Below are 12,570 nucleotides of genomic sequence, written 5' to 3'. Positions count from 1 at the left end.
GCTTCCTTGTGGAATCAGACCCGCGCGCCGCTGGCGCGGTCGAACAGGTGGATGCTGCGGTCGGCGGCGGTCAGGGTCAGGCTGGCGCCGGGGCGCAAGGTCCCGGGATCGCCGCAGGTCGCCTTGACCATCCGGTCGCCGATCAGGACGTCGAGGAAATGGATCGGCCCGGCGGGCTCGATCAGCGCCAGCTCGCCGGTCAGGGACAGCGTCCCGTCCTCCGGCCCCGCCGACGGCGTCAGGTCGTGCGGCCGGATGCCGACCACCCGGCTGTCGTCCTGGCCGCCGGAGACGGCGGAGCCCGGCAGGAAGTTCATCTGCGGGCTGCCGATGAAGCCGGCGACGAACTGGTTGGCGGGCTCGCGATACACCGCCATCGGGTCGGCGAATTGCTGCAGCACGCCGTCATGCATCACGGCGATCCGGTCCGACAGGACCATCGCCTCCTCCTGGTCATGGGTGACGAAGATGGTCGTCACCGCCAGCTCGCGCTGCAGCCGCTTGATCTCGGTCCGCATCCGCACCCGCAGGCTGGCGTCGAGGTTGGACAGCGGCTCGTCCATCAGCAGCGCCGCCGGGTTGCGGACGATGGCGCGGCCGACCGCGACGCGCTGGCGCTGGCCGCCGGACAGCTCGGCCGGCGACCGGTCCAGCAGCTCCTCCAGCCCCAAGAGCTCCGCCGCCCAGGCGACCTGGCGCTTGATGGCGTCGGCGCCGACCCGCTGCTGGCGCAGCGGGAAGGCCATGTTGTCGCGCACCGCCATATGCGGGTAGAGCGCGTAGTCCTGGAACACCAGGGCGATGTTGCGGTCGCGCGGCGCCAGGCCGCTGATGTCGCGACCGTCGAACAGGATGCTGCCGGTCGAGATCTCCTCCAGCCCGGCGATGCAGTACAGCAGCGTGCTCTTGCCGCAGCCGGAGGGGCCGAGGAAGGAGATGAACTCGCCATCGGCGATGTCGAGGTCGAGCCCCTTCAGCACCCGGTGCTGGGCGTAGCTCTTGGACACGGCGCGGATGTTGATCGAGGTCATGTGGGCCTCTCGCGGCTCAGCCCTTGACGGCGCCGGAGAGCGCGCCCTGGACGAGATAGCGTTGGAACAGGAAGGCGACGAGCACCGGCGGCGCGATCGACAGCACGCTGGCGGCGAACATCGGCCCGTATTCGTAGAAGCGCGCCTGGCTGAGGAAGCCGGACAGCACCACCGGGATGGTCTGCGACGCGGGCGTCGAGGTCAGGATCAGCGCGAACAGGAACTCGTTCCAGCTGACCAGGAAGCAGAAGATCGCGGCGGCGATGATGCCCGGCCGGGCCACCGGCAGCAGGATCTTCCACAGCATCTTCAGCCGCGAGCAGCCGTCGATCAGCGCCGCCCGGTCCAGGCTGACCGGGATGCCCTCGAAATAGCTCTTCATCATCCAGGCGCTGAGCGGCAGCAGGATGCTGCTGTAGGCGATCACCAGCCCGGTCCGGGTGTCGATCAGCCCCAGCGTGCGGAAGATGACGAAGAAGGGCAGCACCAGCGTCAGCGCCGGCGTCATCCGGGTCAGGAGCAGGCCCCACAGGCTGATCCGGAAGAACCGGGCCTTGCCGTGCCGGGCGAAGGCGTAGCCTGCCAGGGTGCCGAGGGCGACGCTGATCGTAACCACCACCACGCCGACGATGAAGCTGTTCAGCAGCGACAGCGGCACCCGCTTGGCCTGGACGCTGGTCTCGTTGCCGGCCGCCAGCTCGGGCGCCAGCACCGCGGTGAAGTTCTGCAGCGTGAAGCCACTGGGCACCATGGTGGGCGGCGTCCGGATCAAGTCCGAGGCCGGTGTGATGCTCATCAGCACCAGCGCGATCACCGGCAGCGCCGACCACAAGAAGATCAGCAGCGCAGACAGGACGAAGCCGAAGCGGGCCAGCACGGCCTCGACCGGCCGGGGCAGCCGCGCCCGCGGCCGATAGCGCGGCAGCGTCACCATGGCGTGCCGCCGGCCGGCACCGACCCGGCCGCTGTCCGGGGCGATGCCGCTGGAGGCCTCGGCCGCCCGGCTTTGCCGCGGCCCGAGCACCAGGAAATAGAGGATTGCCAGGACGAAGCTGAGGATGGTGAGGCCGTACAGGATCGCCGCCCCTTCCCCGAACTTCAGGAACTGGAAGGAATAGAGGTAGCCGAGCCAGGCGAAGACCGTGGTGGCGGCGCCCGGCCCGCCACGGGTCATGATCCACAGGATGTCGAAGGCCATCAGCGAGTTGATCGTGGCGATGATGGCGATGAACAGCAGGTTCGGCTTCAGCCAGGGCAGCGTGATCGCAAAGAAGCGGGCGACCGGCCCGGCGCCGTCCAGCATCGCCGCCCGGTGCAGATTCCCCGGCATCGACTGCAGCCCGGCCAGCAGCAGGAGGGCGGTCAGCGGCGCCTGGTTCCAGACCTGGGTCAGGGCCACGAGGTTGAGCGCACGGAAGCCGTCGCCGAGCCAGGGCGTGGCCAGGAAGCCGAGGCCGAGATCGTTGAGCAGCCCGTTCAGCGCGCCGTAATCGCCGGCATAGACGAAGGACCAGAGGACGCCGACCGAGACCGGCGCCATGGCCCAGGGCACCAGCATGACGCTGCGCAGGAAGCCGCGCCCGGCGAAGCGCTCGTTCAGCACCAGCGCCATGGCCATGCCGATCACGGTGGTGCCGATCACCGAGAAGCCGGCGAAGTAGGCGGTGCGGCCCAGCGCCGCCCAGAACTCGGCATTGCCGAGCATGCCGGCATAGTTGTCGAGCCCGACGAAGATCCAGCGCTTGGTGATCGGGTTGGTGCGGTGGAGGCTGAGATACAGGCTGTAGGCCAGCGGCAGGCCGACGACGGCGATCACGATCGCCAGCGTCGGCGCCACCGCGCCATAGGCGAAGCCCGGGATCCGGCCGACGCGGCGGCGCGGACGGCCGATGGCAGGTGCTTGCGGAATGGTGATGGTCACCGGCCGCCCCTCCGACGAATGGCTCGCGAAGAGCGATCGCGGCGACGCCGCGACCGCCGTTCCTGCTGGCTACTGGTACTGCTGCTTCAGCTCGGCCACCTTCTTGCCGAGCTCGTCGACGATCTGGTCGGTCGACATGCTGCTGCGGATGTATTCCTGCACCCGCTGCATCATGAACAGGTCCCATTCCGGGAACCAGATCTGCTTGGCGATGTCGCGGGAGGTGGCGAGCTCGAGCTGCTTGTTGGTGACGGCGAGGTCGCGCCACTTGCCGAAGCTGGCGACGACTTCCGGATCGGCCATCACCTCCTTGTAGGCGGAGCCCAGGCCGAAATCGAGCGCCCAGCGCTTGATCACATGGTACTGGCCGTCCTTGGACTTGCCGCCGAAGAAGCGCAGCAGGTTCCAGGTGCGGTCGATGTCGGTCGGCTGCGCCCCCATCATGTAGACGGCGGTCCAGGCGAAGGTCGACTTGGTCTTGCCCGGCATCAGGGCGTTCTTGACCTTGCCGGCGGCCTTCGAGAGCTTGGGATCATTGGCGACCTTCTGGTCGTAGTCGTGCAGCACCATGAAGGTGTGGCGGCCGGTGGCGTAGCTGGGCACGCCCTCATTCGGCAGCGTCATGATGTCGGCCGCCACGAGCTGCTCCTTGTACAGGGCCTGGTGCGTCTCCAGCACCTTGCGCAGCGCGGCGTCGTCGACGAAGTCGCCCTTCTCATCGAAGACCGGCGCGCCTTCCGCGTACCAGCAGGCGAAGATGCTCCAGGACAGCTCCGGCCATTTCTGCCCCCAGGCGCTGTTGTAGGGCGCGTCCGAGACGCCATCCTTCTTCAGCTTGCGGCAGGCGTCGAGCAGCGAATCCCAGCTGTCCGGCACCTGGAGGCCGGCCTTCTGCAGATGCTCCTCATTGTAGATGAAGGCGTTGTGCCCGGCGTAATAGGGCAACCCCGCCAGCTTGCCGTTCGGCAGCGACATCGACTTGACGCTGACCGGGAACATGCCGGCCTTCATCTCGTCGACGCCGTCCAGCCCCTCGAGGTCGCGGGTCCACTCCGCCGTGCACCAGCGGGCGATGTGGTCCTCCTCGGCATACAGCATGTCGATGCGCTGGCCGCCGGTCAGCTTGGTCTCGACCACGGGGTGATAGTCGCCGGTCACCAGCTCGTAATTGACGTTCTCGTCATACAGCTTCTTGAAGGTGTTGACGTTCTCTTCGACGATCTGCGGCTGGAACTGCCAGCCGATGAAGCTCAAGGGCGTGGACGGGGCAGCGCGGGCCAATCGGCCGCCGAGCCCCGTCAAGGCGGCGCCCGACCCCAGGGCGGCGCCCTGCAGCAGACGACGGCGGGACATCAGATAACGACCCAACAGATCCTTATCCATTCGCCTCTCCTGTGATTTTTCGGGCTTGCTTCCATCCGGCAGGCCGCCGGTACGGGCTCGCTTCATTGGTATGTTTGTTATAGATCCAAACAAACTAGTCGTCAATGTGGGAGACGCGCGCGGCCCCGGACGCTCACCACAGCGTGTAGCCGCCGTCGATCACATAGGCGGCGCCGGTGACATAGGCCGCGGCGGGGCTGGCCAGATAGACCGCGAGCGGCCCGATCTCGGGCGGGTTGCCGGGCCGGCCCATCGGCACCTGCCGGACGAAGGTCTCGATGACGTCGGGCCGCGTCTCGTTCCAGTGCCGGTTCGCATCGGTCATGAACAGGCCGGGGCAGATGGCGTTGACGGTGATGCCGTGCGGCGCCCAGTCGGCCGCTGCGCAGCGCGTGAAGTGCAGCACCGCCGCCTTGCTGGTCTCGTAGTGGCGGCCGCCGATGCCACGATTGGCGATCAGGGCGCTGATCGAGGCGATGTTGATGATCCGCCCGCCCTGGACGCGCTTCAGCATGGCGCCGCCGACCAGCTTGGTGGCGACGAAGCAGCTGGTCAGGTTGAGGTCCATCAGCGACCGCCAGTCCTGCAGCGTCTCCTCCTCGATCGGCACGTTGAGGTCGCGGTTGCCGACATTGTTGATCAGGATGTCGATCGGGCCGAGCTCGGCGAGGATCGTCCCGCAGGCCGTCTCGCACTCCTCCGGCACGGCCATGTCGGTCTTGACCGTCCAGGCCTGGCGGCCGATGGCGCGGATGTCGGCGGCGGTCTGGTCGAGCGTCTCCTGCGTGCGGCCGGTGATGATGATGTCGGCACCGGCCGCGGCCAGCGCCAGCGCCATCTCGCGGCCGAGGCCGCGGCTTGCGCCGGTGACCAGCGCTCGCTTGCCGTCGAGGCCGAACCAATCCTGCAGTCCCATCTGGGTCTCCGATGTCGAAGGGTGTTGATGTCGGGAACCGGGTACGGCGTTATTTCGCGGTGCCGGCCACAAGGCCGCTGACGAGCGGTGCTCTGGAGAAGACGGTTTCGAACTGACCATTCCGCACGTTTGTTATAATTCCTAACAAACTTGCCGTCAACGCGGTTAGTATGCCCGAGCATGGGCTCGGATGGGCGGGCGCTCCGCATCACGCGCCGCCGCCATTAGGATGTGTCGGGAGGCCGGACCCTGCATCTTGGGAAGATGGGATATGTCGACTGGAAAGATGTCAGGCCGGGTGACGGGGCCCGCCGCGCGGGGCCGGGATGGAGACAGCACCGCCGAGGCATCCCTGGCCGCCGAGGCGGTGAAGCCGCGGCCGCATTCCCTGCTGTCCCCGGCCAAGATGGGCGACGTCAACCGGGGCCGCCTGCTGCAATCCCTGTTCGATCTCGGCCCGACCAGCCGCGCCGACCTGGCCCGCCATATCGGCGTCAACCGCGCCACCATCACCGGCATCGTCCAGCCGCTGATTGATGACGGCATCCTGGTCGAAGGCGAGCCCGCCTCGTCGGGCGGTGCCGGCGGCAAGCCGGCCCGGCCGCTGCAGTTCTCGCGCGATGCGCCGCAGATCGGAGCGGTGGCGCTGAGCCACGGCTCGGTCCGCACCGCGTTGGTGTCCTGGACCGGCGAGATCACGGCGCTGGAGCGCGCCGAGTTCCCCACGGATGGCGGCGACCCCGGCCAAGCGGTCGCGGCCATCGCCGAGAGCCTGTCGCGCACCCTGTCGGCCGCCCGGCAGCCGCCGCTGGGCATCGGCGTCGGCGCCACCGGCATGATCGACACGGACCGCGGCGTCATCGTCAAGGTCAACCTGGCGCCGGTCCTGTCCGGCCTCGGCCTCGGCGCGGCGCTGGAGGAGCGGACCGGCCTGCCGGTCTATCTCGACCACCATCCGCGGGCGCTGCTGCTGGCCGACCGCTGGTTCGGCATCGGCCGCAGCCTGCGCACCTTCGCGGTGCTGTACCTGTCGGACGTGATCGGCGGCGCCCTGCAGCTGGAGGGGCATCTTCAGAGCGGGCCTGCCGGCGCCGGCGGCGAGCTGGGCCACACCTTCGTCCAGCTCGACGGCGAGATCTGCGCCTGCGGCCGCCGCGGCTGCTGGGAGACGATCGCGACGATCGGCTGGCTGCGGCGCCAGGCGCAGGCCGCCGGCCTGCCCGGGGCCGAGGCGATGACCCCTGCCCTGCTGGCCGGTCAGGCCGATGCCGGCTCCGACGCGGCCGGGCGGCTCCTGGACCTCTATGCCCGCAACATCGCGGTCGGCATCGCCAACCTGCAGCAGACGCTGGCGCCTAACCACTTCGTGCTGCATGGCGAGGTGGTCGAGGCCGGCGAGCGGCTACGGGCGGCGATCGAGGCGCATGTCGGCCGCCTGGTGCCGCCGCGCCCGGGCAGCGACCCGCACGTGCTGCTGACCGACCAGCGAGGCTTCGCCACGCTGCGCGGGGCGGCTGGCATCGTGCTGTCGCGCCGGCTGCAGTTCCAACTGTAGCGAGGCAACTGCCGCGTCAACCCCGCGACCGGCGCTCGAAGCCGATGCGGATCCGGTTCCACTCCTCGGTCGGCTGGAACAGGGCGCCGGGATGGCGCAACTGCGCCGCCACCGCCTCCTCGTTCAGCTCGATGCCGAGGCCAGGCGAGTCGGGCACGGTGACGTAGCCGCCCTCGAGGTAGTCGGGGTCGATGCCGGTCACCAGCTCGCCCCAGTTCGGCAGGTCCAGCCCGTGGTGCTCGACCGCCACCAGGCCGGAGATCGCGGCGCCGCAATGGACGTTGGCCATCAGGCCTATAGGCGTGCAGCAGGCGTGCAGCGCGGTCGCCAGGCCGAAGCGCTCGCCGTAATCGGCGATGCGCTTGGTCTCCAGCATGCCGCCCGAGGTCAGCAGGTCGGGGTGCAGGATGTCGAAGGCGCGGGTCTCGATCGGCTCACGGAACCCGTCCCAGAGATACAGTTCCTCGCCCGCCGCGACCGGGGTCAAGAGCGCGTCGGCCACCTTCCTGTGCCCGGCGAAATCGTGCCAGGGCAGCGGGTCCTCGACCCAGGCGAGGTCGAACGGCTCCAGCGCCTGGCCCAGGCGGATCGCCTCGTCGGCGGTGACGAAGCCTTCGCCGAAATGGTCGATGCACAGCGAGATCTCAGGGCCCACCGCCTCGCGCACGGCGCGGACCACGTCGACCGCGGCGGCGATGCCCTTCTGGCTGAGCTTGATGCCCCGCCCGGCGCCCGGCGCGCGCCAGGCCTTGGCCAGGTCGTATTCGTGCCGGGTGGCCTGGCCGACCAGGGCGCCGTCGACCGCGTTGAAGAAGCGCGGCGGCAGGTCGAACTTGATGAAGGTCAGGCCCAGCGCCTTGCGCCGCAGCACCGCTTCGACATAGCCCTCCGGCGTCGGCTGGGCCGGGGCCGGCGTGTCGCCGTAGATCCGCACCCGGTCGCGGTGCTTGCCGCCGAGGAACTGGTGGCACGGCACGCCATAGGCCTTGCCGACCAGGTCCCACAGCGCGATCTCGACGCCGGAGACGCCGCCCCCTTCCCGCCCCCAGTTGCCGTAGCGGCGCAGGGCCGAGAAGATCATGTCGACATTGCAGGGATTCTGGCCCAGCAGCATGTGCTTGAACTGCAGCGCGTATTCTGCATGGCCGCCGTCGCGCACCTCGCCGAGGCCGCTGATGCCCTGGTTGGTGTCGATGCGGATGATCGGGTGATAGCCGCTGCCGACCACCACCGCGACCCGCAGATCGGTGATTCTGAGCTCGCTCGGCCGGGAATGGGTCGACACGGCGTTCTCGACCCTGCCCATGGCAGCGTCATCCAGACGTCCTGTGGTCATGGTCTCCGCCCCTGCAGTTTGCTGTTCGTTAGGTAATTTGCTATCATCACCAAACAAGTTGCGCAAGCCGATGCGGTGGCATGTGACGATGTTGACGGCGGAACCAGCGCTGCGGCAGAAGGTGCGGCCCAAACAGGAGCGCAACCCGGCATGAGCTCAGGCCGCGTCACCATCCAGGACATCGCCGACCGGCTCGGGATCTCGAAGTTCTCCGTCTCCCGCGCCCTGTCCGGCAAGTCCGGCGTCGGCGAGGCCACCCGCAACCGGGTGCTGCGCGCCGCCCACAGCCTGGGCTATCGCCGCAGCCAGGAGCTGCCGGCCGCCAACGGCCAGATCCTGTTCATCCGCCAGGAGATCGACCCGGTCTCCAGCGAGCTGTGGCTGAACATGCTGCACGGCGCCGAGCGCGAGGGCGAGCGGCTGGGCTTCTCGATCGTGCCGCGCCAGGCCCGGCACCTCGCCGAGGGCGCCCCGCTGGACAGCGCCGTGGCCGGGCTGATCCTGGCGGTGCCCCGGCCGCAGGAGATCTCCGCTTTGGCCGCGCGCACCGGCCTGCCGGTGGTCTGCGCCACCTATGTCGGCGCGATGGAGCGGATCGACCAGGTGGTCGGCGCCGACTGGGAGGCGGGGGTCGGCGTGGCCCGGCTGCTGCTGGGCCTTGGCCACCGGGCCACGGCCTTCGTCCATGGCAGCACGCTGCCGCTCGGCCGGGCCGAGCGCTACCGCGGCTTCCGCGACGGCATGCTGGAGGCGCCGGACGCCACGGCCGAGGACATCGTCTTCGATGAGGCGGAGGGCTTCCGCGACGTCTTCCTGGCCCATCTGCGGCGCGGCGGGGTGCCGACGGCGCTGTTCTGCGCCCATGACGGCATCGCCGTGAACGTGGTCTCGGACCTGCTGCGCCTGGGCATCCGGGTGCCGGAGGACATCTCGGTGGTCGGGTTCAACGATTTTGCGGCCGCGTCGCAGGTGTCGCCGCGGCTGACCACGGTGCGGACGCCGCAGGTCGAGATCGGCGCTGCCATGGTGCGCTGCATCGCCGACCGGCTGGGCGACGCCGAAGCCGCGGCCCGTCCGCCGGTGCGCCTGGCGCTGGTGGCCGAGATTGTCACCCGCGGCTCCACCGGCCCTGCCTCGCCGACGGCCTGGCTGGCGCCGGTGCTGAAGCGGGCGAAGGCGGCGAAATAGGGCGCAGCCCAGGCGATTGCTTAGGCCCATAAGGTCCGCTCCTATTGCCTCTCCCGCCTGGCGGGAGAGGCCGGGCGTCCGCAGGACGACCGGGTGAGGGCCGGCCCGGGCCTCGACAAAGAGCCCTCACCCGGAGCCGCTTCGCGTCTCCGACCTCTCCCCGCAAGCGGGAGAGGCAACGTCAAAACCAGCTCCTGATCTTTCTCGTACCTAACAAGTTGCAAAGAGTCTTGCCTGTGTTAGGCTCGGTCATCGACTGCCTAGATCGGACATAAAAGGGCAGCGGAGAGGAAGCAACCGGGTGGGCGGCAACGCCCGTCCCCCACCGAGCGGGGCGCCCAGGACCATGAAGATCACCGATCTGAAATGCGCCGTGATCGGCAAAAACCCGATCGTGCGCATCGTCACCGACCAGGGCCTCAGCGGCTATGGCGAGGTCGAGTCCTACAAGCCGTACCTGAAGCCGCACATCCTGCATTTCCGCGACGCCCTGATCGGCGAGGACCCGACGCTGGTCGAGCGGACCATGACGCGGATCCGCCAGCGCGGCGCCTTCAAACCCTGGGGGGCCGCGGTCAGCGCCATCGAGATGGCGCTGTGGGACGTCGCCGGCAAGGCAGCGGGGCTGCCGGTGCACAAGCTGCTGGGCGGCAAGGTGCGCGACCATGTGCGGGTCTATAACGGCTCGCTGCGCGTGCCGATGGGCGGCTACTCGCCGGAGCACTACGCCGCGGATGCCAAGCGGCAGATGGCCCTGCCCGAGGGCTTCACCATGATCAAGCAGGGCATCGGCTTCCACAGCCCGATGAAGCGGGAGATCCCCGACTTCTATTACGGCAACCCGGGGCAGAGCGTGTTCCACGGCGCGATGGATTCGGGGCTGATCACCGAGCGCGGGCTGAAGCACATGATCGACTGCGTCGCGGCGATGAAGGAGGTGCTGGGCGACAAGGTCGCGCTGGCGCTGGACTGCGGGCCGGGCTGGACCGTACCGGACGCGATCCGCTTCGCCCGCGCGGTCGAGCCCTACAACCTGCTGTGGCTCGAGGACCTGCTCACCGGCGACTATGTGCCCTATGTCAACGCCGACGTGTATCGCGAGGTCACCCGCGCCACCTCGACCCCGATCCACACCGGCGAGCAGATCTATCTGCGCCAGAACTTCAAGGCGCTGATCGAGGGCCACGCGGTAAATGTGGTCGGCCCCGACCCCTGCGACGTCGGTGGCATCGCCGAGCTGAAATGGATCGCCGAATACGCCAACCTGCACGGCATCCTGATGGCGCCGCACGGCACCGGCAACGGCCTGCTGGGCCTGGCCGCGCTGGTCCAGGTCTCGGCCACGCTGCCGAACAACTTCATCGCCTTCGAATACCCCAGCGGCAACCCGGCCTGGTGGTACGACATCGTCGACGGCCTGCCCAATCCGATCGTCCGCAACGGGCTGATCGAGGTCTGGGACCGGCCCGGCATGGGCGTCGAGATCAACCCCGAGCGAGCCCGGCAGCACCTGGCCGACGAAGACAGGGAATTCTTCGACTGAACGGCCGGTCGAGGAATTCCCCTGACTAACAACATAACAAATACCGCAACTAATTGCGCAGAGATCCTTGACGCGTTTTACCCCCGAAGCCTAGGCTGACCCGGAACTCGCAGACGACAAGCGAGGCCATTGGGAGGACCGCTCATGACCAAGCCTCATGCAGGTGACCTCTTTACCCATGCCGTCGACCGCAGGCGCTTCCTCGGCTATGCCGCCGGGGCCGGGGCGCTGGCCGCCGGGCTCGGCCCGCTCCGCGCCCTGGCGCAGGACACGGGCATCGACATCGCCAACTGGACGCCGGACTACATCAACAGCATCGCCGGCACGATCGAGGTCGACACCGCGGCGGAATGCGCCAAGGTGGTGCCGCTCGACTACAAGGGCCGGCTGACCTACTGGTGGGTGGGACCGAACGAGGCGTCGCCCCGGATCGACCACGAGATCGATGCCCAGTTCTGGGAGGCCTTCGCCAAGACCTACCCCAACATCACGGTCGAGAAGCAGAACCTCGACTACAACCAGATGCTGAACAAGCTGCGCGCCGCGGCGCTCGGCAACGCCGCGCCGATGGCGGCGAAGCTGCCGATCCTGTGGGGCGTGGAATTCGCCGCCAAGGGCCAGCTGAGCGAGCTGTCGCCGGAGCTGGTCGGCCATCGCACCGCCGATTTCTGGCCCGGCGCGATGAAGTCGGTGACCTGGAAGGACAAGACCTACGGGGTGCCGACCAACAACGAGACCATGGCGCTGATCTGGAACGCCGCGATCTTCAAGGAGGCCGGCCTCGACCCCGAGAGCCCGCCGGCGACCTGGGACGACCTGGTCGCCTATTCCAAGCAGATCAAGGACAAGACCGGCAAGAACGGCTACGGCCTGGTGGCCCGGCCGAATGCCGGCAACACGCCGTTCCGCTACATGCCGCAATGCTGGGCCTATGGCGGCGGCGCGCTGGACGAGGCCGAGGCGAGCCCGACCTACCAGAACATCTACATCAACAATGACGGCTCGAAGGCCGCGCTGCAGGCGTCCTACGACATGTATGTCCGGGACAAGTCGGTGCCGACCTCGGCCCTGACCAACACGCAGACCGAGAACCAGGACCCCTTCATCTCCGGCCAGCTGGCGATGATGATCAGCCACCCGCTGGAATACGCCACCATGCTGGACCGCGCCAAGAAGGCGACCGGCGCCGACAAGGCGGTGGCCGACGCGGTGGTGGCGAACATGCGCTACGGGCTGATCCCGAAGGGGCCGGCACGGCGCGCCGTGGTGTTCGGCGGGTCCAACGCCCACATCTTCAATCCGGATGTGGTCGATGGCGGGCTGGACAAGGACGCCGCCCGTGCGTTCATCGCCTTCGCCACCGGGCCGGAATGGTCGACCAAGGTGGCCTGGGTCGGCTCCAACCCCGGCAACACCCGCGGCTTCCGCACCAAGTGGATGAAGCAGCGGCTGGACGAGATCAAGTTCCTGAACGTCACCACCTCGATGCTGCCGAGCGGGATCCCGTTCCCGGTGATCCCGGAATCGGCGGAGATCATGAACATCATCGTCCCGGACATGATGCAGAACGCGCTGACCGGGAAGATGACCGTGGCCGAGGCGGCCGACGACGCCGCCAGCAAGATCAAGGACCTGCTGTCGGGCCTCTAGGCCCCGTCCCGCACCGGCCGGTGCCTGAGGCGCCGGCCGGCCCTTTC

General features: G+C 68.6%; 9 protein-coding genes. 4 read left to right on the top strand and 5 right to left on the bottom strand.

Annotated features, from left to right (window positions below; genetic code table 11):
- Positions 1-14 precede the first annotated feature (14 nt).
- From QFZ27_RS19540 to QFZ27_RS19525, 4 genes are all read right to left on the bottom strand, one after another.
- Complete coding sequence (locus QFZ27_RS19540; RefSeq protein ID WP_429228060.1) at positions 15-1,031, bottom strand: ABC transporter ATP-binding protein; 1,017 nt, start codon at positions 1,029-1,031, stop codon at positions 15-17.
- Between the two features lie 16 nt (positions 1,032-1,047).
- Positions 1,048-2,952 carry an ABC transporter permease gene (locus QFZ27_RS19535; protein WP_429228059.1) on the bottom strand — a complete coding sequence of 635 codons (1,905 nt, stop codon included), beginning with the start codon at positions 2,950-2,952 and terminating at the stop codon, positions 1,048-1,050.
- Between the two features lie 69 nt (positions 2,953-3,021).
- The gene (locus tag QFZ27_RS19530; protein ID WP_429228057.1) at positions 3,022-4,335 is read right to left on the bottom strand and encodes an ABC transporter substrate-binding protein; all 1,314 of its coding nucleotides are present in this window, start codon (positions 4,333-4,335) and stop codon (positions 3,022-3,024) included.
- Between the two features lie 133 nt (positions 4,336-4,468).
- Entirely contained in the window at positions 4,469-5,251 is a 783-nt protein-coding gene (locus tag QFZ27_RS19525) for an SDR family NAD(P)-dependent oxidoreductase (RefSeq protein WP_429228056.1), read from the bottom strand.
- 271 nt (positions 5,252-5,522) lie between these two features.
- Between QFZ27_RS19525 and QFZ27_RS19520 the strand changes: the two genes are divergently transcribed.
- Positions 5,523-6,806, top strand: coding sequence for an ROK family protein (locus tag QFZ27_RS19520; protein ID WP_429228055.1), 1,284 nt, complete (start codon positions 5,523-5,525; stop codon positions 6,804-6,806).
- A gap of 16 nt (positions 6,807-6,822) precedes the next feature.
- Here QFZ27_RS19520 and QFZ27_RS19515 read toward each other — a convergent pair whose 3' ends face one another.
- Complete coding sequence (locus QFZ27_RS19515; protein WP_429228054.1) at positions 6,823-8,142, bottom strand: mandelate racemase/muconate lactonizing enzyme family protein; 1,320 nt, start codon at positions 8,140-8,142, stop codon at positions 6,823-6,825.
- A 150-nt stretch (positions 8,143-8,292) separates the two neighbouring features.
- Here QFZ27_RS19515 and QFZ27_RS19510 point away from each other — a divergent pair, with 150 nt between their 5' ends.
- From QFZ27_RS19510 to QFZ27_RS19500, 3 genes are all read left to right on the top strand, one after another.
- Positions 8,293-9,330: a LacI family DNA-binding transcriptional regulator gene (locus QFZ27_RS19510; RefSeq protein ID WP_429228053.1), complete on the top strand. Its 1,038-nt coding sequence runs from the start codon at positions 8,293-8,295 to the stop codon at positions 9,328-9,330.
- A 346-nt stretch (positions 9,331-9,676) separates the two neighbouring features.
- Positions 9,677-10,873: a mandelate racemase/muconate lactonizing enzyme family protein gene (locus tag QFZ27_RS19505; RefSeq protein ID WP_429228052.1), complete on the top strand. Its 1,197-nt coding sequence runs from the start codon at positions 9,677-9,679 to the stop codon at positions 10,871-10,873.
- Between the two features lie 144 nt (positions 10,874-11,017).
- The gene (locus QFZ27_RS19500; protein WP_429228051.1) at positions 11,018-12,523 is read left to right on the top strand and encodes an ABC transporter substrate-binding protein; all 1,506 of its coding nucleotides are present in this window, start codon (positions 11,018-11,020) and stop codon (positions 12,521-12,523) included.
- Positions 12,524-12,570: the final 47 nt, after the last annotated feature.

Origin of the sequence: Inquilinus ginsengisoli (assembly GCF_050434925.1) — a bacterium.
GTDB lineage: Bacteria > Pseudomonadota > Alphaproteobacteria > DSM-16000 > Inquilinaceae > Inquilinus > Inquilinus ginsengisoli_B.
The sequence above is the reverse complement of the archived record's forward strand: the minus strand, read 5'-3'. Positions and strand labels throughout refer to the sequence as shown.

What these genes read in the sequence shown, in the direction of transcription:
- QFZ27_RS19540 (WP_429228060.1), bottom strand. Translation starts at nt 1,031, where the DNA reads ATGACCTCGATCAACATCCGCGCCGTGTCCAAGAGCTACGCCCAGCAC.
- QFZ27_RS19530 (WP_429228057.1), bottom strand. Translation starts at nt 4,335, where the DNA reads ATGGATAAGGATCTGTTGGGTCGTTATCTGATGTCCCGCCGTCGTCTG.
- QFZ27_RS19525 (WP_429228056.1), bottom strand. Translation starts at nt 5,251, where the DNA reads ATGGGACTGCAGGATTGGTTCGGCCTCGACGGCAAGCGAGCGCTGGTC.
- QFZ27_RS19520 (WP_429228055.1), top strand. Translation starts at nt 5,523, where the DNA reads ATGTCGACTGGAAAGATGTCAGGCCGGGTGACGGGGCCCGCCGCGCGG.
- QFZ27_RS19515 (WP_429228054.1), bottom strand. Translation starts at nt 8,142, where the DNA reads ATGACCACAGGACGTCTGGATGACGCTGCCATGGGCAGGGTCGAGAAC.
- QFZ27_RS19510 (WP_429228053.1), top strand. Translation starts at nt 8,293, where the DNA reads ATGAGCTCAGGCCGCGTCACCATCCAGGACATCGCCGACCGGCTCGGG.
- QFZ27_RS19505 (WP_429228052.1), top strand. Translation starts at nt 9,677, where the DNA reads ATGAAGATCACCGATCTGAAATGCGCCGTGATCGGCAAAAACCCGATC.
- QFZ27_RS19500 (WP_429228051.1), top strand. Translation starts at nt 11,018, where the DNA reads ATGACCAAGCCTCATGCAGGTGACCTCTTTACCCATGCCGTCGACCGC.